The sequence below is a fragment of the Arthrobacter sp. Bi83 genome (assembly GCF_918698095.1).
Taxonomy (GTDB): domain Bacteria; phylum Actinomycetota; class Actinomycetes; order Actinomycetales; family Micrococcaceae; genus Arthrobacter.
Window position 1 is genome coordinate 1 of sequence record NZ_CAKKLY010000067.1, and the last position, 20,704, is coordinate 20,704.

A 20,704-nucleotide genomic window follows, 5' to 3' on the forward strand; every position below is an offset into this window, starting at 1 on the left:
CCCCCCCCCCCCAGATAGCTGGGGGACACACCGAGTCACAGTGCCGTCTTTGTTCACCCTTGAACAGGTGTGAGCTGCGGCCCAGCTCCCGATTGGCGCTGGTTAGAAGCGTCGTGTGCGCGCAAGCCGGGCCATACGCCCCGCAAACATGGTCCGTGTGGGTGGAGGCAACAAAAAAACCCCTGGAATCCTTGGATTCCAGGGGTTTTCCCTTGTGCGCGGAGGGGGACTTGAACCCCCACCCCCTTTCGAGGACTAGCACCTCAAGCTAGCGCGTCTGCCATTCCGCCACCCGCGCAGGTGGTAATTCGGAGGTTCCGACTCGCCTTTCGGCGTTTCGCTTCTCTCCGAAGCAGCGAGAAAAACTCTAACACGAACTTTGCGGAAAGATGGAATCGGGCCGAGTGGGTAGGCTGAACGTACGCGTGCCGGCGGCATAAACCCCGCCATTGCGCGCCGAAACCGCATTCGCTATGCAATAGGAGTGATCAATGTCTCACATCCGGCCCGAGGATGAAGTCGTCAACATCTGCCAGGAGCTCATCCGTATCGATACGTCCAACTTCGGGGACGGTTCCGGGCCGGGCGAACGCGCAGCAGCCGAGTACACGGCGGGGTTGATCTCGGAAGTGGGACTCGACGTCGAAATCTTCGAATCCGAGCCGGGCCGGGCCAACGTGGTCACCCGTCTGGCAGGGGAGGACCCGTCCGCAAGCGCCCTCGTGGTGCACGGTCACCTGGACGTCGTGCCGGCCCTGAAGGAGCAGTGGTCCGTGGATCCGTTCGGCGGCGAACTCAAGGACGGGCTGATTTGGGGCCGTGGCGCCGTGGACATGAAGGACATGGACGCGATGATCCTGTCCGTCATGCGGGACTTCGCGCGCACCGGGCGCAAGCCGAAACGGGACCTGATCTTCGCCTTCTTCGCGGACGAGGAGGCGGGCGGCACTTACGGCGCGCGGCATGCCGTCGAAAAACGCCCCGAGCTTTTCGAGGGTGCAACGGAAGCGATCTCCGAGGTCGGCGGTTTCTCCGCAACCATCGGCGGGCAGCGCACCTACCTGCTGCAGACCGCTGAGAAAGGACTTTCCTGGCTGCGGCTGGTTGCCCACGGCCGCGCCGGCCACGGGTCCCAGATCAACACGGACAACGCCGTGACGCGGCTGGCCAGCGCCGTTTCGCGGATCGGTGAGCACAAGTGGCCGGTTGAACTGACGCCCACCACCAGGCAGTTCCTCGACGGCGTGACGGAACTCACCGGCGTCGAATTCGATCCTGACGATCCGGACAAGCTCCTCAAGGAGCTGGGAACCGTTGCCCGCTTCGTGGGAGCCACCCTGCAGAACACCACCAACCCCACCCAGCTCAGGGGCGGCTACAAGCACAACGTCATTCCCGAGTCCGCCGAGGCGCTGGTTGATTGCAGGACGCTTCCGGGCCAGGAGGAGCAGGTGTTGGAGATGGTCCGCGAATTGGCCGGATCCGGTGTGGAGGTCAGTTACGTGCACAACGATGTGTCGCTGGAGGTGCCGTTCTCCGGCAACCTTGTGGATTCCATGATCGACGCCCTGCACTCCGAAGACCCTGGCGCGAAGGTCCTGCCGTACACGCTCTCGGGCGGCACCGACAACAAGTCGCTTAGCCGGTTGGGGATCACTGGATATGGCTTCGCCCCGCTGCTGCTCCCGGACGACCTGGATTTTACGGGCATGTTCCACGGCGTGGACGAACGGGTCCCGGTGGATTCGCTCAAATTCGGCGCACGGGTCCTGAACACGCTGCTCACCAGCTACTGAGGATTCGCATGGGTCCCGAACAGCTGCTGCCGGACTCCCTGCTTGAACGGATCCGGGGGAGGGCGGCAGGCTATGACGAAAGGAATGAGTTCTTCTTCGAAGATCTCGAGGAACTCACTGCCGCCGGCTACCTGAAGGTTTTCGTTCCGGCTTCCGACGGCGGACCCGGGTTTGGTCTCGAAGCCGTCGCGGGCTGCCAGCGGCGGCTGGCGACGGCGGCCCCCGCCACCGCGCTGGCCGTGAACATGCATTTGGTCTGGACCGGAGTGGCCAGGGTCCTGGCGGACCGCGGTGACACCTCGCTGGACTTTGTGCTGAAGGAAGCTGCCGCCGGCGAGATTTTCGCCTTTGGAAACTCCGAAGCCGGCAACGACTCCGTCCTCTTTGACTCCCTCACGGAGGCGAAGCCGCTCACTGGCGGCAGCTATTCGTTCACGGGAACCAAGATCTTCACTAGCCTCTCGCCGGCCTGGACCCGGCTGGGAATCTTCGGCAAGGACACCTCTGCACGGAGCGGCGATGGCGAGCTGGTGCACGGATTCATTGACCGCACTGCCTCCGGTTATGAGATCCTCGACGACTGGAACACCTTGGGGATGCGCGCCAGCCAGTCCAATACGACCATATTGCGCGGTGCCACGGTGCCGGCAGACCGTATCTTCAGGAAGCTGCCGGTGGGGCCGAATGCGGATCCGCTGATCTTTGCCATTTTCGCGTGCTTTGAAACGCTCCTTGGCGCGGTGTACACAGGCATCGGCGAGCGGGCCCTGATCCTGGGCGTCGAGGCGGCCAGGCGCCGGACGTCGTTCAAGAATGGCGGCCGGAGCTACGCCCAGGACCCCGACATCCGGTGGAAGGTCGCTGAAGCAGCCATGGCAATGGACGCGCTCTATCCTCAACTTGCACAGGTGGCCAGGGACGTGGATCAGCTGGTGGATCACGGAAGCCAGTGGTTCCCGAAGCTCGTGGGGCTCAAGGTCCGCGCAACGGAGACCGCCCGGACGGTCGTGGATCTGGCGATCCGGGTCTCGGGCGGCTCAAGCTACTTCAGGGGAACGGAGCTCGAACGGCTCTACCGCGACGTCCTGGCCGGAATGTTCCATCCGTCGGACGACGAGTCGGCGCACAACACCGTTGCCAACGCCTGGCTGGGCCCGCTCGAGGAGTAGGGAGTTCGGGGCGCAGTGAAACTGCGCCCCGGCCGGGAGCGTGCCGGACCTAAACAGTCCTCTGAACCTGCGTGACGCGGCGGCGCAGCCAGAAGCGGCGGCCACCGCCCACATAGAGTCGGCTCCGCTCCAGTTCCCACTTGCCGTATTCGGAGTGTTCCACCAGACGCCGGCGCGCTTCGGGCAGTGAATCGTCAGGACTGAGCGTCAGTACCAGGTACTCGTACTGCCTCACGTAGTCCCGTTCCCGCAGGACCGAGCTGGTCAGAAAATGTTCCTTCATTGCTCTCCATTTTCGTCCTTTTCCCGCTAACGTGAAGTCATGAGCATCGATCCGCGTGTCGCGCTTCAGTCCCTGACCTCCGCCTTGGAAGAACATATGGTTGCAGCTTCAACGCGAAGGGGGGATGGCGACCCTGCGGTGGAAGCGGCATTTTTTGCAGTTGCTGATGCCTTTGAAGTCTACGAGGACGCGCTGTACGAGGCCTACAACGAAGTCACGCCGCTCCAGGTTTTCGACGACGAGGAAGACGAAGACGAAGACAGCGAAGTGGACGATGACGAGGATCTGGAGATCGTCGACGAGTGAATCGGTGGGGGAGGGGACCCCGGCCTCGCCGGACCAACTGATCAAGACGGAACTGCTGATCTAGACGGAACTGCTTGAGACGTCCTCGAGTGCGCGGGCAATTTCCGCCGGCAGGGGCGTTAACTGCGAATCCAGGATCTCTTTAAGCTGCACGGGCGTTCGGGGTCCCACGACCGCGGTGGCCACACCGTGCTGTGACAGCAGCCAGCTCAACGCCACATCCAACGGGGACCGGCCCAGTCCGCGCGCCGCCATGGCAACCGCCTCGACAACCTGCGCCGCAGGCTGCTCCAAATAGGGTTCCACGTACGTGGCAAGGCGGGTTCCGGCAGCCCGCGAGTCGGCTGGAACATGCCCGCGATATTTGCCGGTGAGGACACCGCGGCCAAGGGGAGCCCACGCCATGAGTCCCAGCCCTGCATCCTCGACGGCTGGGATGATCTCCTCCTCGGGCTTGCGGCGGAGGAGCGAGTATTCCGACTGGCCGGCCACGAGCGGGAATCCGGCGACGGCAGCAGCCTTCGCTGTCTGCCAGCCGTTGTAGTTGGAGATCCCGGCGTAGCGTGCGCGTCCGCTGCGGACCGCAAACTCAAGGGCAGAGAGGGTCTCGTCCAGGGGAACATTGTGGTCCCACGCCTGGGCGAACCAGATGTCGACATAGTCGGTCCCCAGCCGGACGAGGCTCGCGTCCAGGGCGGACAGCATCGCGTTCCGCGAGGCGTCCACTTTCTGCCGTCCGTCCGACGCCGATAGTCCCGCTTTGGTGGAGATCACCACTTCCGTGCGGGAGACGACGTCGCCGAGCATTTCCCCCAGCATGGCCTCTGCCTGACCGTCGGCGTATGAAGCCGCCGTGTCCACCAACGTGCCGCCGCCGTCCACGAACGTCCGCAACAGTTCGGAAGCGTCCTGCTCATCAGTTTCACGGGACCATGACATGGTGCCGAGGGACAGGGCGGAGGCACGAAGCCCACTATTGCCGACGTAACGCTGCTGCATAGCAGCAAGCTTACGGGGAAACCACCGGTGTCATGACGTAGGGTCTTAGCGTGAACTGGTTTGAAGCGGCCCTGCTGGGTCTTGTGCAGGGACTGACCGAATTCCTCCCGATTTCATCGAGCGCCCACCTCAAAATTGTGGGCTCCTTTCTGCCAAATGCGGCGGACCCCGGCGCCGCCTTCACGGCGATCACACAGCTGGGTACCGAAACCGCCGTGATTGTCTACTTCTGGCGGGACATCGTCCGCATCGTCAAGGCCTGGTTCGGCTCGCTAAGGGGACGGGTCTCGCGCCAGGACCCCGACGCCCGAATGGGCTGGCTTGTGATCCTGGGCAGCCTGCCCATCATTGTCCTGGGCCTCCTGTTCCAGGACCAGATCGAATCAGTCCTTCGCAGCCTGTGGATCGTGGCCACCACACTGATCGTCTTCGGCCTGATCCTCGCCGTGGCAGACGCCATCGGCAAGCAGGACCGGGACCTGACCGGACTGACGTACCGGCACGGCATTCTCTATGGTCTCGCCCAGGCCATGGCCCTTATCCCGGGGGTGTCCCGCTCCGGAGGCACCATCACTGCGGGTCTCCTGATGGGTTACACCCGGGAAGCCGCCGCCAGATACTCATTCCTGTTGGCCATTCCGGCGGTCTTCGGCAGCGGCCTCTACCAGCTTTTCAAAGTCGTGGCCAAGGACGGGGTGAGCGGGCCGTTCGGTCTGCCCGAGACAGCCCTGGCCACGGTCATTGCCTTCGTTGTGGGATACGTCATCATCGGCTGGTTCCTGAAGTTCATTTCAACCCGCAGCTACCGGCTCTTTGTCTGGTACCGGATCTTCCTGGGCCTGGCCCTCTACCTGCTGCTCGGTTTCAATGTCATCAGCGCCTAGCACTAGGCTTGGGCTGTGAAGTCCTGGATATCCCGCCCCGTTCCTGAGCTGCCGGGCAAAATGCCTGCCCTCCGCCTGTTTGACACAGCCGCGGGCGGGTTCGTCACCCTCCAGGCCAACGGTGAGCAGTCAATGTACGTCTGCGGAATCACCCCGTATGACGCCACCCATATGGGGCACGCAGCCAGCTACGTCGCTTTTGACCTGCTGAACCGCGCCTGGCGGGACGGCGGGCAGCAGGTGTCCTACGTCCAGAACGTCACGGATGTGGACGACCCCCTGCTGGAACGCGCGGCCGCCACCGGCGTCGACTGGCGCGAGCTGGCGGCCAGCCAAATCGAGCTCTTCCAGACTGACATGGAAGCCCTCAACGTCCTGGCACCCGACCACTACGTGGGTGCTGTCGAAGCCATGCCGCTGATCGTCCCGGCCATCGAGCGGCTCCTGCACCTGGGCCTGGCCTACCGCGTCAAAAGCACACCCGGTGAGCCCGACGGGGACGTCTACTATGACGTCGAGGCCGCCGGCAAGCACGCCGTCGACGTCGGCGCCTGGACACTCGGAGCCGTCTCCGGCCTGCCTGAGTCTGAAATGCTTGAACTGTTCGCCGAACGCGGCGGAGATCCCGGGCGCGCCGGCAAACGCCAGGCGCTTGACCCGCTGCTATGGCGGGTGGCCCGTGACGGCGAGCCCAGCTGGGCCGGCGGCGAGCTTGGCCAAGGACGCCCCGGCTGGCATATCGAATGCACAGTCATTGCCCAGGAGTACCTGCCGGCACCCTTCACGGTGCAGGGCGGCGGCTCCGACCTCGTCTTCCCGCACCACGAAATGGGGGCAGGCCACGCCTATTCGCTCTCGGGCGTGCCCTTGGCGAAGCATTTTGCCCATGCCGGGATGGTGGGGCTGGACGGCGAAAAAATGAGCAAATCCAAGGGCAACCTTGTCCTGGTGTCCAAGATGCGGGCCGCGGGGGAGGAACCTGCCGCCATCCGGCTGGCCATCCTTGCCCACCACTACCGCTCAGACTGGTCCTGGACCGAGGATGGCTTCTCGGATGCCAAGGAACGGCTTGAACGCTGGCGCACAGCGCTGGCCGTGGCACCGGACGGCTCGGCCGCGACTCTTCTGGAGGAAATGCGTGCGGCACTGGCCGCCGACCTTGACGCTCCCACGGCGCTGGCCGCGGTCGACCGCTGGGCCGAACGGGCGCTGGCCGGCGGCGTGAACAGGTCCGCGGCCGACCGCGCCCTAGTGAGCGACGCCGTCGACGCGCTGCTCGGCATCGAACTGTAAAAATCTGCCCGTAGCGGCGGGCTTTACGGCTTGTCCTTGCCCCTCCTTTTCAGGTAGCGCTCGAACTCCCTGGCGATGGACTCACCGCTGGCCTCGGGAAGGTCGGCGGTGTCCTTGGCCTCTTCAAGCTGCCTCACGTAGGCGGCGATTTCCGGGTCGTCCGTTGCCAATTCGTTGACGCCGCGTTCCCAGGCGTCGGACTCCTCGGCCAGCTCGTGGGTGTCCAGCGGAACCTGCAGCAGTTCCTCGACGCGGTGCAGCAGGGCCAACTGCGCCTTGGGCGAGGGCGCCTGGGCCACGTAATGCGGTACGGCCGCCCACAGAGACACCGTGGGAATTCCCGCGAGCAATGCCACCTCGGACAGCACCCCCACGATGCCCACCGGCCCCTCGTACTGGGAGGCCTCCAGGTTCAGCCGTTCGCGCAAGGCAGCGTCGTCGGTCGAAGTACTGACCGGGATAGGACGGCTGTGCGGCACGTCCGCCAGCAGGGCACCCACCAGCACCACGTAGTCCACGTGGAGGGCCTCGGCGTGGACCAGCAGCTCGGCCGTGTAGGCACGCCACTTATAGGACGGCTCGGTTCCCTGGACGAAAATCACGTCAACATTGGTTTCGGGTGCACTGGCCTTGTAAATGCGCGTGGACGGCCACTTGATCTTGCGTTCCCCGGAGGCCGTTCGCCGTACTGTGGGCCTGGTGAACTGGAAGTCGTAATATTCGTCGGCGTCAATGGAACCGACCTTTTTCCCGGCCCACAGCTTGTTGAGATATCGCAATGCGTCGCTGGCCGCTTCCCCGGCGTCATTCCAGCCTTCGAAGGCGGCAAGCATCACTGTAATGCGCTGTCCCTCCGGAACTGGCTGCAGCAGCTGCTCCGGCTCGGGCGCTGTACCCGGTTCGGTGGTATCTCCGTCGAAGCTATTCATCCCTTCACCCTACTTCCAAGACTGTTCCCGATGCAGTGAATGAACCGCCCACATCCGGTCCGGACCGGGGAATAAGGCCGGCCGCCCTGCCACATTCCCGCAATATTCGCCTTGGGCGTAGGCGCCACCGCTTGGAAGGGCGCTGCCACATGGGGCCCGTAGACTGGAAGGCATGCGATCCTCAGCCGACCAGCCCCTGCTCAAAGCCGTTTTATGGGACATGGACGGCACCATAGTCGACACCGAACCGTATTGGATTGAGGCCGAGCACGAGCTCGTGGCTGCGCACGGCGGAAGGTGGTCCCACGAGCAGGCCATGCAGCTCGTGGGCCAATCCTTGGTATTTTCTGCCGGCGTTCTCCAGAAGGCCGGCGTCAGCCTCGAAATTCGGGAAATCATCGATACCCTGACCGCGCAGGTCATCAGCCGGGTGCGGCAGAATGTCCCGTGGCGCCCCGGAGCGCGTGAACTGCTCGACGAACTTTTCAGCGCGGGTGTGCGTTGTGCCCTTGTGACCATGTCAGAAGCGCCGCTTGCCCGGGAAATCGTGGCCAGCCTGCCACGGCCGTACTTCGAGTTCCTGGTCACCGGCGATACCGTCACTAAGGGCAAGCCGGACCCCGAGGCTTACCTCAAGGCCGTGGAACTGCTCAGGCAGGACGACTTGGAACTCACCGTGGACCATTGTGTGGCGTTGGAGGACTCAGCCCCGGGTGTAGCCGCCGCCCTCGCCTCCGGAGCGATGACCGTTGCCATTCCGCACATCGTGCCGCTGCCCGCCGATCCGCGCCGGGCCACGTGGGACTCGCTGGAAAACCGGGGAGTCACCGACCTCCAGGGCCTCGTCGCCCTCAGGCATGGATTGGCCAAGGCCGCATCAACGCTGGAAAGCGTCAATTAAAGGAGTAGCGCACGTGTCCGACCCCGCTTCAACCGGCCCCGCCCCGCAGGACAGCGGCAGCCGCCGCGAGGGCATACGCCTGGGCAAGATTGCGGGCATTCCCGTCATCCTTGCGTATTCGTGGTTCATCATCGCCGCCTTCACCGTCGTCGTATACGGCCCTGTGCTGCAGCACAACAACCCGGCTCTCGGCGCCGCGGCCTACTACGTCGCCTTCGCGTACGCGCTATTGCTCCTCATCTCGGTCCTGGTCCACGAACTGGCCCACGCCCTGACCGCAAAAATCTATGGCTGGCCCAGCGAGAAGATTGTCCTCAACCTCTGGGGCGGCCACACGCAGTTCGAAAGCTTCACGGCCACCCCCGGGCGGTCGGTTCTCGTGGCGCTTGCGGGTCCGGCCGCCAATTTTGTGCTTGCCGGGGCGGCCTGGCTGCTGATATCCACAGCCAACCTGGCCGGCGTAGCAGACATCCTGACCAACATCTTCTTCTGGGCCAACCTGGTGATCGGCATTTTCAACGTCCTGCCCGGCCTGCCACTCGACGGCGGCCGGCTTGTCGAGTCCGCTGTCTGGAAAGCCACCGGCAGCCACGCGAAGGGCACCATCGCCGCCGGGTGGGGCGGGCGCATCATTGTCATCGCCTTGGGAGTGTGGTTTCTTGCGCTTCCCGTTCTCCGCGGAGACACGCCGGACACCAGCAACCTGCTGATCACTGTCCTCGTCGGCGGATTCCTCTGGATGGGCGCGTCGGCATCCATCCAGCAGGGCCGCCTGCGCAGCCGCCTCCATTTGGTGAGCGCAGCGGCGCTGGCCGAACCCGCCGTCGGACTTCCGGAATCGGCAACCGTGGCGGACGTCCTGGACCTGACAGCGGGCGGCCGCAACGGCGTCGTGCTGTGTGCTCCCGACGGCAGGCCCAGCAGCCTCGTGGACTACGCTGCCCTGGCAGCCGTCCCGGCAGCGGTGGCCGCAACAACTCCAGCCACCGCAGTTGCCTACGCCCTCGGGGCGGGCGCGTACGTGCCGGAGTGGTCCAAGGGCCAGGAACTGATCCAGTACCTCTCACAGCTGGACGGCCATGACTACGCAGTTATTGACCACAACGGGCGCGTGACCGGCATCCTGCGGCAGTCCACCGTGGTGACGGCCGTTACAGGCAAGGCGCCCCGCGAAAACAGGCGCCCACAGGGCCAGAGCCGGTAGAGTTACGTGCCGGTCGTGAAATCGGCAGCCGAGCCACAGAGCAGCCTGCCCGGGCCGCCATGGAGCACGGCGACACAGCTTTACAGGAGCGAGGAATAGTCATGAGCAGCGAACTTGCCGCCAACGGGTCCAGCGCGGCCCCTTCCGCCACGGTACCCGGCACGGGGACGGAAACGGCGGCAGGTACGGCGGACCAGCCGGTCGGCGCTGCCCGGCGGCGGGGACCCTTCCGCGAGGGCGAGCGTGTGCAACTGACTGACGAGCGCGGCCGCATGAATACCATCAGCCTCGAATCCGGCGGAGCGTTCCACACGCACCGCGGCTTCCTCAACCACGACGACATCATCGGCCAGGTGGACGGATCGGTCGTCGTCAACAACGTGGGCCAGCAGTACCAGACCCTCCGGCCCCTCCTCTCCGACTTCGTCCTGTCCATGCCCCGCGGCGCGGCAGTGGTTTACCCGAAGGATGCCGGCCAGATTGTCACCATGGCGGACATCTTCCCCGGGGCGAGGGTGGTGGAAGCCGGCGTGGGATCCGGTGCGCTTTCCATCTCGCTCCTCCGTGCGGTGGGAGACCAGGGATACCTGCACTCGTTCGAACGCCGCGAGGAATTCGCTGCGATCGCCCGCGGCAACGTCGAGACCATTTTCGGCGGACAGCACCCGGCCTGGAAGATCTCGCTGGGCGACTTCCAGGAGGAAGTGGTCCGCAGCGAAGAACCCGGTTCCATCGACCGCGTGGTGCTGGACATGCTCGCTCCCTGGGAATGCCTCGATGCCGTGGCCACTGTCCTTGCGCCCGGCGGTGTCTGGATCAACTACGTCGCCACCGTCACCCAGCTCTCGCGGACGGCCGAGGCCATCCGCGCCGATGGCCGCTTCACCGAGCCGGACGCGTGGGAATCCATGGTCCGCGGCTGGCACCTTGAAGGCCTCGCCGTCCGCCCCGACCACCGGATGGTGGCCCACACCGGCTTCCTGCTGGTCACCCGGCGACTGGCCGACGGCGTCACCGGGATCTCCGTGAAGCGACGCCCGTCCAAGACCGACTTCAACGAGGACGATGTCAACGCCTGGACCCCCGGAGCTGTGGGGGAGCGCCTGGTCTCGGACAAGAAGCTGCGGCGGGCTGCACGCGACGCGATCGCGGGCACCAACGTCAAAGACGATCCGGAGATCACAAACTAGTCCGTATTTCGGATGTCTCCAGCAGTACTCGCCAACTTGGGGCTATGGTCTTAACAGAAGCGCAGGAAGGGGCTGATGCATCATGGAGACGCCGAACAATGACTCTGTACCTACGCCGGCCGAGCAGGCAGCGGCCAATGAGCTGTCTGTTGCAGACCGGCAGGTCAATATCCTTCGGGACAAGCTACGGCACATCGACCGTCAGCTGGCAGCTGCCACGCAGAACAACTCCAAGCTCGTGGCGATGCTGGAAACGGCCAAGTCCGAGATCCTTCGGCTGAAGAATGCCCTCGACCAGGAGGGCCAGCCGCCGTACAGCTTCGGCACCATCCTCCAGCTGAACCCGCGGCGCCAGCCGACGTCCGGCAGCAGCGGACAGGCCGCAACCGAGGAATCGGTGGACATCTTCAACGCCGGACGGAAGATGCGGGTGGGCGTCAGCCCGCTCGTCAACATGAACCAGCTTGCGGTGGGCCAGGAGGTCCTCCTTAACGAGGCGCTGCTCGTGGTGGCCGGCCTCGGGTACGAGCGCGCCGGCGAACTCGTGACGCTCAAGGAAATGCTGGGCCCGGACCGCGCCCTCGTCCTGGGCCGGGCAGACGAGGAACGCGTCATCCGGCTGGCCGGGCCGCTCCTCGCCGAGAAGCTGCGGGTGGGCGACGCCCTGTCCATCGATTCCCGGACCGGCTACGCCCTCGAAAAAGTCCCGCGGTCCGAGGTGGAGAACCTCGTCCTCGAGGAAGTCCCTGACATCACCTATGAGGACATCGGCGGCCTTGGCCCCCAGATCGAACAGATCCGGGACGCCATCGAGCTGCCGTTCCTGCATCCGGACCTTTACCGCGAGCACGGCCTGAAGGCGCCCAAGGGCATCCTGCTCTATGGCCCTCCCGGCTGCGGCAAGACCCTCATAGCCAAAGCCGTGGCCAACTCCCTGGCTGCCAGGGCGGCCGAGCGGTCCGGCAACATTGACCTGAAGAGCTACTTCCTTAACATCAAGGGACCGGAACTCCTCGACAAGTACGTCGGCGAAACCGAGCGCCACATCCGGCTGATCTTTTCCCGCGCCCGTGAAAAGGCCTCGGACGGCAGCCCTGTGGTGGTGTTCTTCGACGAGATGGACTCCCTGTTCCGGACACGCGGCACCGGTATCTCCTCGGACGTCGAGACCACCATCGTGCCGCAGCTGCTGAGCGAGATCGACGGTGTGGAGCGCCTGGACAACGTCATTGTCATCGGTGCCTCGAACCGGGAAGACATGATCGACCCCGCCATCCTTCGGCCGGGGCGCCTGGATGTGAAGGTCAAGATCCAGCGGCCTGACGCAGAAGCAGCGGCCGACATCTTCAACAAGTACATCACCACGGACCTGCCGTTCCATGAGGACGACCTCGCCGAGCATGACGGCGACGTCGAGGCGACCGTCGACGCCATGATCCAGCGCACCGTGGAAGCCATGTACTCCACCGAGAAGTCCAACGAGTACCTCGAGGTCACCTACGCCAACGGTGACACGGAGATGCTGTACTTCAAGGACTTTAACTCGGGAGCGGTGGTGCAGAACGTCGTTGACCGCGCCAAGAAGTATGCGATCAAGGACCTTCTGATGACGCAGCAGAAGGGCCTTCGGATCGATCACCTGCTGAGGGCAGTGGTCGACGAGTTCCGGGAGCATGAGGACATGCCGAATACCACCAACCCCGATGACTGGGCCCGCATCTCCGGTAAGAAGGGCGAACGCATCACCTACATCCGCACCATCGTCCAGGGCAAGGCGGGGCAGGAGCCAGGCAAGTCCATCGAGACCATGCCCAACACGGGCCAGTACCTGTGACGGCCGGTTCCGAGGCATCACCCGGGGGAGCCCTGCCCCCGGGCGGCGCCATGCGCGTGATGGGGTCGGAAACCGAATACGGCATCCATGCGCCCTCGGCACCCGGGGCAAACGCCACCATGATGTCCGCCCGGGTGGTGCAGGCCTATGCCCAGGTCACCCGGCTGCGCGCTGCAGGCGGCGCCGAGACCCGGTGGGACTACACGGATGAGGAGCCCCTTCACGACGCCCGCGGCTGGACGCTGGAACGGGGACAGGCCCACCCGAGCCAGCTGACGGACCAGCCCCCGGTGCTGGATGCGGAGGCCGTGGCCCTGGCCTACGGCCGGGACGAGCTGGACCTGGATGGTGAGGACGAATCCGGTTCCCTCCTGATGAACATGGTCCTTGGCAACGGTGCCCGGCTGTACGTGGACCATGCGCATCCGGAATATTCCAGCCCGGAAGTGACCAACCCGGCCGGCGCCGTGGCCTGGGACGCGGCTGGCGACCTCGTGGCGCTGTCCGCGGTCCGGCGGCTGGCCGGTGACCCTGAGCTCCCGCCAATCAATCTTTACAAGAACAACACCGACAACAAGTCCGTCTCTTATGGTTCCCACGAGAACTACCTCATGCCGCGCTCGGTCCCCTTCAGCGACATCGTGAAGGGACTGACGCCGTTCTTCGTGACACGCCAGATCATCTGCGGCTCCGGCCGGGTGGGGATCGGGCAGGACAGCTCCCGACCCGGCTACCAGATCAGCCAGCGTGCGGACTTCTTCGAGGCTGAGGTGGGCCTGGAAACCACCATCCGCCGCCCCATCATCAACACCCGTGACGAGCCGCACGCAACTGCCGACAAGTACCGCCGTCTCCACGTGATCATTGGCGACGCTAACCTCAGCCAGGCCTCCAACTACCTCAAGTTCGGAACCACGGCCATGGTCCTGAGCCTCATCGAGGCCGGACTGGCCCCGCGGATTGAAGTCCACGAACCCGTCGCTGCGCTGCAGACCGTCAGCCACGACACATCCCTGACAGCGAAAATCAGGCTCGTGGACGGGCGGCGTGTCACGGCGCTGGACCTCCAATGGATGTACCACGAGGCCGCCGCCAAGCTCGCCCAGGACACCGGCGTGGCAGATGCGGTGGATGGCGACGGACATACCCATGCCGTGCTGGACCAGTGGGCCGCCACGCTGACCCAGCTGGATAGTGACCGCTCCGCCGCGGCCAACTCCGTCGAGTGGCTGGCCAAGCTGTCCATCCTCGAGGGTTACCGGCAACGGGACGGCCTCGACTGGGACGATGCCCGCCTCGGCCTGGTGGACTTGCAGTGGGCGGATATCCGGCCCGAAAAGGGCCTGTACTACCGCCTGCTGGCGCGGGAGCGCATGCAGCGAATAGTTAACGACGCCGACATCGCCGCCGCGGTGACCGAACCGCCGTCGGACACGAGGGCATACTTCCGCGGACGCTGCGTCAGCAGCTTCAGCAGGGACGTGGTGGGCGCCAGCTGGGATTCGGTCATCTTCGATGTTCCCGGTTACGGAAGGCTCCAGCGCGTCCCGACGAGGGAGCCGCTTCGCGGCACAAAGGCCCTGACGGGAGCCTTGTTTGCCCGGCACCGCGAGGCCGGACCGTTCCTTGCAGAACTGCTTGGATCGGCACCTGCTCCGCCGCCGGCATAAACCCCCCGAAGAGCCGCTTCGCGTGGCAATATGGGCATACAGGATGTCCCGCCGGAGATGGCGGGACTGCGAGAAGGAGATGAACATGGCAGGGCAGGAGCAGCAGCAGCCGCAGCCACGCGACAGCGAGGTCGAGGAAGAGGTCCCCGTGCCGCCCGCACCGGCGGAGGGACAGGCATCCGCATCCACGCAGGGTGTTGACGACCTCCTGGACGAAATCGACGGCGTACTGGAATCCAACGCCGAGGAGTTCGTCCGGGCATTCGTGCAAAAGGGCGGACAGTAACCCGGCAGCGCCCCAACCCGCACCGGGCACGGAAGCCTGAGGTACCGCTGAATTACACGTTGAAGGAGTGCACCAGTGCAGGAGACAACAGCCAACAAGGTAGCCGCAAACGCGACGTCGTCGTTCACTGAGCATCTCCAACGCGACCGTCCGGAACTGCTTCCTTACAACAGGCCGTTCCTGGTCAGCGAGACCGCCGGCCAGCCGCTGCAGGTGCCACATGCCACCACAATCGTCGCCATGACGTACGCCGGCGGCGTCGTCATGGCCGGTGACCGCCGTGCGACCATGGGCAACATCATTGCCAGCCGCCACATAGAAAAGGTCTTCCCGGCGGACCAGTATTCAGTGCTCGGCATCGCCGGGACGGCGGGCATCGCCATCGACCTCACGCGGCTGTTTCAGGTTGAGCTGGAACACTACGAAAAGATTGAGGGGACGCTGCTGAGCCTGGACGGCAAAGCCAACAGGCTCGGTGCGATGATCCGCGGAAATCTGGCGATGGCCATGCAGGGACTCGCGGTGGTCCCGTTATTTGCCGGCTTCGACACCGCGGCCCAGATGGGCCGGTTGTTCTCCTATGACGTCACGGGCGGCCGGTACGAGGAACAGGAGCACCATGCCGTCGGTTCCGGGTCCATGTTCGCCCGCGGTGCACTTAAAAAACTCTGGCGACCCAACCTCGCCGAGGACGAAGCAGTCTCCGTTGCCATCGAGTCCCTCTATGACGCAGCCGACGACGATTCCGCCACGGGCGGCCCGGACCCTGTCCGGCAGCTCTGGCCGGTGGTATACACGGTCAACCGTGCCGGAGCCCGGCGCGTTGCCGAGCGCGAACTCGCCGCCGTCGCCGGCACTATCATCGAGGCCCGGGCAGCTGCCCGGCGGGAGGCCTGACATGACCCAGCAGTTCTATGTATCGCCCGAGCAGCTGATGAAGGACCGTGCGGACTTCGCACGGAAAGGCATCGCCCGGGGCCGGTCCGTGGTGGTCGTGAGCTGCGAGGACGGCATTGCCCTTGTGGCTGAGAACCCCTCTCCCTCGCTCCACAAGATCGGCGAGATCTACGACAAAATCGCCTTCGCCGCAGTGGGCAAATACAACGAGTTTGAAAGCCTCCGGCAGGCCGGAGTGCGCTACGCGGATGTCCGCGGCTATTCCTATGACCGCGAGGACGTCACCGCGCGGGGGCTGGCCAGTGTCTACGCACAGAGCCTGGGCGCTGTCTTCACGGCTGAGCAGAAGCCCTTTGAGGTGGAACTTGCCGTTGCCGAGGTCGGGGCGTCCCAGGACCGGGACCATCTGTACCGGCTCACCTTTGACGGCTCGATCGCGGATGAGCAGGGCTTCATCGTGATGGGCGGCCAGGCCGATAAAGTCTCCGGGGCTGTCGAGACGGGGTGGCAGCGCGACCTTTCCTTCGCCGCCGCGATCCGGCTCGCCGTCCAGGGGCTTGTCACGGACAACGAGTCACCCGACCTTCCGGCCAAGGCACTGGAAGTTGCGTTACTGGACAGGGGGTCGGAAAGCAGCAGGGGGACCCGGCGGGCGTTCCGGAGGCTGTCCGACGCCGACGTCATGGAACTGCTGGCTGAGGAGAGCTGAGATGGACAAGAGGATCTTCGGTATTGAGACCGAATTCGGCATTTCGTATTCGAGCCCCGACTCCCGCCCGCTGGCCCCGGAGGAAGTGGCACGGTACCTGTTCCGCAAGGTCGTGAGCTGGGGACGGTCATCCAACGTCTTCCTGACCAATGGTTCGCGCCTCTACCTGGACGTGGGATCGCACCCGGAATACGCCACCGCCGAATGCGACGACCTCGCACAGCTGATCGCCCACGACCGTGCCGGGGAACTCATTCTTGATGACCTCGTGGACGAAGCCCAGTCCAGGCTCGCCGCGGAAGGCTTCAACGGGACGGTCTACCTCTTCAAGAACAACACCGACTCCGCAGGCAACTCCTACGGCAGCCACGAGAACTACCTGATTCCCCGCCGGGGTGAATTCACTCGCCTCGCGGAAATCCTCATCCCGTTCCTCGTCACCCGCCAGCTCATTGCCGGGGCCGGGAAGATCCTCAAGACGCCGCACGGCGCGACCTACGCCTTCTCCCAGCGCGCCGATCACATCTGGGAGGGTGTTTCCTCCGCCACCACGAGGTCCCGGCCGATCATCAACACCCGCGACGAACCGCATGCGGACGCCGAGTTCTACCGCAGGCTCCACGTCATAGTCGGCGACTCCAACATGTCGGAAACCACGGCGCTGCTCAAGGTCGGCACGGTCGACCTCATCCTGAGGATGATCGAAGCCGGCGTCATCATGCGTGACATGCGGATGGAAAATCCGATCCGCAGCATCCGCGAAATTTCCCATGACTTGAGCGGCCGCGCCCTGGTCCGGCTCGCCAACGGGCGCCAGCTCACTGCGCTGGAAATCCAGCAGGAGTACCTGAACAAGGTCACGGCCTTCGTTCAGGAACACGGCGCGCACAACCCGCACGTCCCGCGGATCCTGGACCTGTGGGGGAGGACCCTGCAGGCCATTGAAAGCGGCGACACGAGCACCATCGACACCGAAATCGACTGGGCCATCAAGAAGAAGCTCATGGACGGTTACCGGAACCGCCACGGCCTGGGACTTGATGCCCCGCGCATCGCGCAGCTGGACCTTACCTATCACGACATTTCGCGCACCCGCGGCCTCTACTATCTCCTCCAGGCACGCGGGGCGGTCCGGCGGGTCACCGAGGACACGGCCATCAAGGACGCGGTGGATGCACCGCCGCAAACGACGAGGGCAAAGCTGCGCGGCGACTTCGTCCGCCGGGCGCAGGAGCTGGGACGCGACTACACGGTGGACTGGGTGCATCTGAAGCTCAACGACCGCGCCCACCAGACCATCCTGTGCAAGGATCCGTTCCGCAGCGTTGATGAGCGCGTGGATGCCCTCCTGGACTCCATGGGCTGATACCCAGCTTCAGGCGTTACTCTGGAAAGAGGCTGTTTTTCGGCCCCGACTGCTTTGCCGCTGGCACTCCGCGCCCGGCTCAGCATCCATCTTGCCCCGACGAAAGTTCTTACGTGCGCCGACTACTAGCAATTCTCATTCCCGGACTGCTTCTGCTGACCGCCTGCGGCGGCGGACAGCCTGCAGCCCCGGAACCGACCAGCCAGTCCGCGGGTGAGACCGCCAAGCTGGACTCCCTCAAGCTGACGGAAAACGGAGACAAGAAAGCTCCGAAGGTCGAATTCACCAAGCCCCTCGATGTCACCGAGCCCACCGTCAAGGTCGTCACCGAAGGCAGCGGGGAGCGGGTCAAGGCCAATCAGATCGCTGAGGTCTCCGTCCTGGCGCTGAACGGCAAAGACGGATCCACCCTGGATGACACTTTCGCCAAGGAACCGCAGGCCATCGAGCTGAGCGACGACTTCAAGACCAAGAGCCCCATCATTTACAACGCTTTTGTGGGCGCGAAGATCGGTTCCCACCTTGCCTTGGCCGCTCCGGCACAGGCCGCCTCACAGGGCGCCGCGGCCCAGCCGTCTCAGCTCCTCATCATCAAGGTGCTGTCGGCCAAGGACGCGCCCAAGGTGCTGGACAAGCCCGAGGGCGACACCGTTACTCCGCCGGCAGGCCTGCCGGCCGTCACGGAAAAGGACGGCGTGCCCGAGCTCAACGTCAAGGGCGTCGCCGCACCCAAGAAGCTCATCGCCCAGGACCTGATCAAGGGCAAGGGTGCCGAGGTTAAGGCCACGGACACGCTGACCGTGAACTACGTGGGCGTTGCACTGGCGAGCGGCAAGAAGTTTGATTCGAGCTTCGACCGCAAGGAGAAGGCCTCCTTCCCGTTGAGCAATGTCATCAAGGGCTGGACCCAGGGACTTGCCGGCAAGACCGTGGGCTCCCGCGTTCTGCTCGTCATCCCGAAGGATCTCGCCTACGGCGACGCGGGCCAGGGCGATGCCAAGGGCGACCTCGTGTTCGTCGTTGACATCCTCGGCGTCAAATAAGTCCTCCACAGCAGTTCCCCTACCAAGCAGAAGGAGCAACCATGTCATTTGGTCAGCGAGACCTCGACCGCCAGAAGCCGGAAATTGATTTCCCTGAAGGCCCGGTTCCCACCGATCTGGTCATCACGGACCTCATCGAGGGTGACGGTCCTCAGGCGAAGGCCGGGGACACCGTCTCCACCCACTACGTCGGTGTGGCCTGGTCCACCGGTGAAGAGTTCGACGCATCGTGGGGCCGGGGCGCGCCCCTGGACTTCCGCGTGGGCGTCGGCCAGGTCATTCAGGGCTGGGACCAGGGCCTTCTCGGCATGAAGGTCGGCGGCCGCCGCCGGCTCGAGATCCCCTCGGAGCTCGCTTACGGCTCGCGCGGTGCCGGCGGAGCCATCGGCCCGAACGAGGCCCTGATCTTCGTTGTGGACCTCGTGGGCGTCCGCTAACCCAGCAGCTGTTCTTGCACCACCCCGGCGTCTCCATCAGATGCCGGGATGGTGCGCAGCCGAAGGCGCGGTAACAATCGGAAGCAAATTCCGAATCGTTGCCGCGCTTTCGCTTTTTTCCCGGGACAGCTTTAGTAACCTAGCGAGAGTGTCCGCCATACGTACTGAACGCCTGCTGAACCTCCTGATCGCCCTCCTGAACTCCAAGTACGGGCTGCGCCGCAGCGAGCTGCGGGAGACGATCTACCACGTCGGAGCGGCCACCGACGCAGCCTTTGGCCGGATGTTCGAGCGGGACAAGAACGACCTGCGGGACTTCGGGTTCGACGTCGAAACGGTCACGGACCACGGCTGGAGCTCGGACGATCCCGCCACCACGCGGTACCGCATCGGCAAGGAGTCGAACCGGTTGCCTGACGTGAAACTCACGCCCGACGAATGGACGGTTCTTCTGCTGGCCTCCCAGCTCTGGGAGCAGGCAGCCCTCGGCCCTGCCGCCACGAATGCCATGCGCAAGCTCCAAGCGTCGGGTGGCCTGGCAGACGTCGAGCTGCCTGCCGGCGTGCAGCCCCGCATCAAGCCCGCAGGCCAGGCGTTCGAGGACCTGATTGCCGCGATGCACACCCAGCACGCCGTCCGGTTCCGCTACCTCGCCGGCAGCACCGGCAGGGAGGAAGAGCGGGTGGTCGAGCCCTGGGGGCTCGGCAGCCGGTTCGGCCAGTGGTACCTCGTGGGCTTTGACCGGGTCCGTGGCGCGCAGCGGTACTTCCGGCTCTCGCGATTCACCTCGGCGGTGTCGGTGCTGGCGAAGGAGACCTTTACGCCTCCGGCCGGCTTCAACGTCCGCGCCGAACTTGATAGCCTCCCGGAACTGCCGCTCCAGTCCGCCGTCGTGGATGTCCGCGAAGACCGCCTGCTGGGGCTGCGGAAGCGGGCCGCCGCCGTCGGCCCGCCAGAAGGAACGCCCAACGGCGGGTGGGACCGGCTGGCGGTTCCCTACCGTGACGCTGAACTGCTGGGTGAGGAACTGGCCTCCTACGGCCCCAACGCCAAGGTCGTGGCACCCGAAGAGCTCGCCGCCGCAGTGCAGCGTCGCCTGGCAGGCGCCGCCGCGTTCCTTGCGGCACCCCTGCCGTCCTACACATTCTCCGACGCGGGCCCCGGAAAGCGCGCCCGCAAACGCACCTCCGAAGACCAGCTGGCGCGCATGCTCCAACTGGTGCCGTTCCTCGTGCACAACCAGGGACTCCATATCCAGGACGTGGCGGACAAGTTCGGCATTACCCGCAAGGAACTCGAAAGCGATCTGCTGATCCTCATCTGCTCTGGACTTCCGCAGGGATATCCCGACGAGCTGCTCGACATCCAATGGGAGGACGACCACGTCTTCATCACCCAGTCGCTGGAACTGAACCGGCCGGTCCGCTTCACGGTGGACGAGGCCTGCGCCCTGCTGACGGGGCTCGAGACCCTCAACGGCTTGCCCGAGCTCGCCGAAGGGAGTGCCC

General features: G+C 64.8%; 20 protein-coding genes and 1 tRNA gene. 17 read left to right on the plus strand and 4 right to left on the minus strand.

Annotation, left to right across the window (positions count from 1 at the left end; translation table 11 throughout):
• Positions 1–215 precede the first annotated feature (215 nt).
• Positions 216–298 (minus strand) — tRNA-Leu (locus LQ144_RS20820).
• A gap of 193 nt (positions 299–491) precedes the next feature.
• Between LQ144_RS20820 and LQ144_RS20825 the strand changes: the two genes are divergently transcribed.
• Both LQ144_RS20825 and LQ144_RS20830 read left to right on the plus strand, forming a co-directional pair.
• Positions 492–1,796, plus strand: coding sequence for a M20/M25/M40 family metallo-hydrolase (locus LQ144_RS20825; protein ID WP_230121069.1), 1,305 nt, complete (start codon positions 492–494; stop codon positions 1,794–1,796).
• 8 nt (positions 1,797–1,804) lie between these two features.
• Positions 1,805–2,965, plus strand: coding sequence for an acyl-CoA dehydrogenase family protein (locus LQ144_RS20830; protein WP_230121071.1), 1,161 nt, complete (start codon positions 1,805–1,807; stop codon positions 2,963–2,965).
• Between the two features lie 49 nt (positions 2,966–3,014).
• Here LQ144_RS20830 and LQ144_RS20835 read toward each other — a convergent pair whose 3' ends face one another.
• On the minus strand, positions 3,015–3,248 hold the full coding sequence (locus LQ144_RS20835) for a DUF5703 family protein (protein WP_230121073.1): 234 nt from the start codon (positions 3,246–3,248) through the stop codon (positions 3,015–3,017).
• A gap of 39 nt (positions 3,249–3,287) precedes the next feature.
• Here LQ144_RS20835 and LQ144_RS20840 point away from each other — a divergent pair, with 39 nt between their 5' ends.
• Entirely contained in the window at positions 3,288–3,554 is a 267-nt protein-coding gene (locus LQ144_RS20840; RefSeq protein WP_230121075.1) for a hypothetical protein, read from the plus strand.
• Between the two features lie 60 nt (positions 3,555–3,614).
• Here the strand turns inward: LQ144_RS20840 and LQ144_RS20845 are convergent, their stop codons facing one another.
• The gene (locus tag LQ144_RS20845; protein ID WP_230121077.1) at positions 3,615–4,553 is read right to left on the minus strand and encodes an aldo/keto reductase; all 939 of its coding nucleotides are present in this window, start codon (positions 4,551–4,553) and stop codon (positions 3,615–3,617) included.
• Between the two features lie 50 nt (positions 4,554–4,603).
• Between LQ144_RS20845 and LQ144_RS20850 the strand changes: the two genes are divergently transcribed.
• Together LQ144_RS20850 and mshC are read left to right on the plus strand one after the other, a co-directional pair.
• Complete coding sequence (locus LQ144_RS20850; protein WP_230121079.1) at positions 4,604–5,437, plus strand: undecaprenyl-diphosphate phosphatase; 834 nt, start codon at positions 4,604–4,606, stop codon at positions 5,435–5,437.
• A gap of 15 nt (positions 5,438–5,452) precedes the next feature.
• On the plus strand, positions 5,453–6,730 hold the full coding sequence (gene mshC, locus LQ144_RS20855) for a cysteine--1-D-myo-inosityl 2-amino-2-deoxy-alpha-D-glucopyranoside ligase (protein ID WP_230121081.1): 1,278 nt from the start codon (positions 5,453–5,455) through the stop codon (positions 6,728–6,730).
• 23 nt (positions 6,731–6,753) lie between these two features.
• Here mshC and LQ144_RS20860 read toward each other — a convergent pair whose 3' ends face one another.
• Positions 6,754–7,659 carry a PAC2 family protein gene (locus LQ144_RS20860; protein WP_230121082.1) on the minus strand — a complete coding sequence of 302 codons (906 nt, stop codon included), beginning with the start codon at positions 7,657–7,659 and terminating at the stop codon, positions 6,754–6,756.
• Positions 7,660–7,831: 172 nt separating this feature from the next.
• On the opposite strand from LQ144_RS20860, the gene LQ144_RS20865 reads away from it, so the two are divergent.
• The 12 genes from LQ144_RS20865 to LQ144_RS20920 form a co-directional block, all read left to right on the plus strand.
• Positions 7,832–8,560: an HAD family phosphatase gene (locus tag LQ144_RS20865; protein WP_230121084.1), complete on the plus strand. Its 729-nt coding sequence runs from the start codon at positions 7,832–7,834 to the stop codon at positions 8,558–8,560.
• A 13-nt stretch (positions 8,561–8,573) separates the two neighbouring features.
• Positions 8,574–9,764, plus strand: coding sequence for a site-2 protease family protein (locus tag LQ144_RS20870; protein WP_230121086.1), 1,191 nt, complete (start codon positions 8,574–8,576; stop codon positions 9,762–9,764).
• A gap of 101 nt (positions 9,765–9,865) precedes the next feature.
• Entirely contained in the window at positions 9,866–10,954 is a 1,089-nt protein-coding gene (locus tag LQ144_RS20875; RefSeq protein ID WP_230121088.1) for a tRNA (adenine-N1)-methyltransferase, read from the plus strand.
• Positions 10,955–11,036: 82 nt separating this feature from the next.
• Positions 11,037–12,788, plus strand: coding sequence for a proteasome ATPase (gene arc / locus LQ144_RS20880; RefSeq protein WP_230121090.1), 1,752 nt, complete (start codon positions 11,037–11,039; stop codon positions 12,786–12,788).
• Positions 12,785–14,458, plus strand: a complete 1,674-nt coding sequence (gene dop, locus LQ144_RS20885) for a depupylase/deamidase Dop (RefSeq protein WP_290369799.1) — start codon at positions 12,785–12,787, stop codon at positions 14,456–14,458. Before arc ends, dop begins: the two co-directional genes overlap by 4 nt.
• An 85-nt stretch (positions 14,459–14,543) precedes the next feature.
• Positions 14,544–14,744, plus strand: a complete 201-nt coding sequence (locus tag LQ144_RS20890) for a ubiquitin-like protein Pup (RefSeq protein ID WP_215052505.1) — start codon at positions 14,544–14,546, stop codon at positions 14,742–14,744.
• A 75-nt stretch (positions 14,745–14,819) separates the two neighbouring features.
• Positions 14,820–15,641: a proteasome subunit beta gene (gene prcB / locus LQ144_RS20895; RefSeq protein ID WP_230121096.1), complete on the plus strand. Its 822-nt coding sequence runs from the start codon at positions 14,820–14,822 to the stop codon at positions 15,639–15,641.
• A 1-nt stretch (position 15,642) separates the two neighbouring features.
• On the plus strand, positions 15,643–16,350 hold the full coding sequence (prcA, locus tag LQ144_RS20900; protein ID WP_230121105.1) for a proteasome subunit alpha: 708 nt from the start codon (positions 15,643–15,645) through the stop codon (positions 16,348–16,350).
• 1 nt (position 16,351) lies between these two features.
• On the plus strand, positions 16,352–17,716 hold the full coding sequence (gene pafA / locus LQ144_RS20905) for a Pup--protein ligase (RefSeq protein ID WP_230121112.1): 1,365 nt from the start codon (positions 16,352–16,354) through the stop codon (positions 17,714–17,716).
• A 113-nt stretch (positions 17,717–17,829) separates the two neighbouring features.
• Positions 17,830–18,759 carry an FKBP-type peptidyl-prolyl cis-trans isomerase gene (locus LQ144_RS20910; protein ID WP_230121113.1) on the plus strand — a complete coding sequence of 310 codons (930 nt, stop codon included), beginning with the start codon at positions 17,830–17,832 and terminating at the stop codon, positions 18,757–18,759.
• 41 nt (positions 18,760–18,800) lie between these two features.
• The gene (locus LQ144_RS20915; protein ID WP_230121115.1) at positions 18,801–19,196 is read left to right on the plus strand and encodes an FKBP-type peptidyl-prolyl cis-trans isomerase; all 396 of its coding nucleotides are present in this window, start codon (positions 18,801–18,803) and stop codon (positions 19,194–19,196) included.
• Positions 19,197–19,344: 148 nt separating this feature from the next.
• Positions 19,345–20,704, plus strand: a 1,360-nt coding sequence (locus tag LQ144_RS20920; RefSeq protein ID WP_230121122.1) for a WYL domain-containing protein, incomplete at its 3' end; no start/stop codon positions are given.

What these genes read in the sequence shown, in the direction of transcription:
- LQ144_RS20835 (WP_230121073.1), bottom strand. Translation starts at nt 3,248, where the DNA reads ATGAAGGAACATTTTCTGACCAGCTCGGTCCTGCGGGAACGGGACTAC.
- LQ144_RS20840 (WP_230121075.1), top strand. Translation starts at nt 3,288, where the DNA reads ATGAGCATCGATCCGCGTGTCGCGCTTCAGTCCCTGACCTCCGCCTTG.
- arc (WP_230121090.1), top strand. Translation starts at nt 11,037, where the DNA reads ATGGAGACGCCGAACAATGACTCTGTACCTACGCCGGCCGAGCAGGCA.
- prcA (WP_230121105.1), top strand. Translation starts at nt 15,643, where the DNA reads ATGACCCAGCAGTTCTATGTATCGCCCGAGCAGCTGATGAAGGACCGT.
- pafA (WP_230121112.1), top strand. Translation starts at nt 16,352, where the DNA reads ATGGACAAGAGGATCTTCGGTATTGAGACCGAATTCGGCATTTCGTAT.
- LQ144_RS20825 (WP_230121069.1), top strand. Translation starts at nt 492, where the DNA reads ATGTCTCACATCCGGCCCGAGGATGAAGTCGTCAACATCTGCCAGGAG.
- LQ144_RS20845 (WP_230121077.1), bottom strand. Translation starts at nt 4,553, where the DNA reads ATGCAGCAGCGTTACGTCGGCAATAGTGGGCTTCGTGCCTCCGCCCTG.
- LQ144_RS20875 (WP_230121088.1), top strand. Translation starts at nt 9,866, where the DNA reads ATGAGCAGCGAACTTGCCGCCAACGGGTCCAGCGCGGCCCCTTCCGCC.
- LQ144_RS20890 (WP_215052505.1), top strand. Translation starts at nt 14,544, where the DNA reads ATGGCAGGGCAGGAGCAGCAGCAGCCGCAGCCACGCGACAGCGAGGTC.
- LQ144_RS20830 (WP_230121071.1), top strand. Translation starts at nt 1,805, where the DNA reads ATGGGTCCCGAACAGCTGCTGCCGGACTCCCTGCTTGAACGGATCCGG.
- LQ144_RS20915 (WP_230121115.1), top strand. Translation starts at nt 18,801, where the DNA reads ATGTCATTTGGTCAGCGAGACCTCGACCGCCAGAAGCCGGAAATTGAT.
- LQ144_RS20860 (WP_230121082.1), bottom strand. Translation starts at nt 7,659, where the DNA reads ATGAATAGCTTCGACGGAGATACCACCGAACCGGGTACAGCGCCCGAG.
- LQ144_RS20865 (WP_230121084.1), top strand. Translation starts at nt 7,832, where the DNA reads ATGCGATCCTCAGCCGACCAGCCCCTGCTCAAAGCCGTTTTATGGGAC.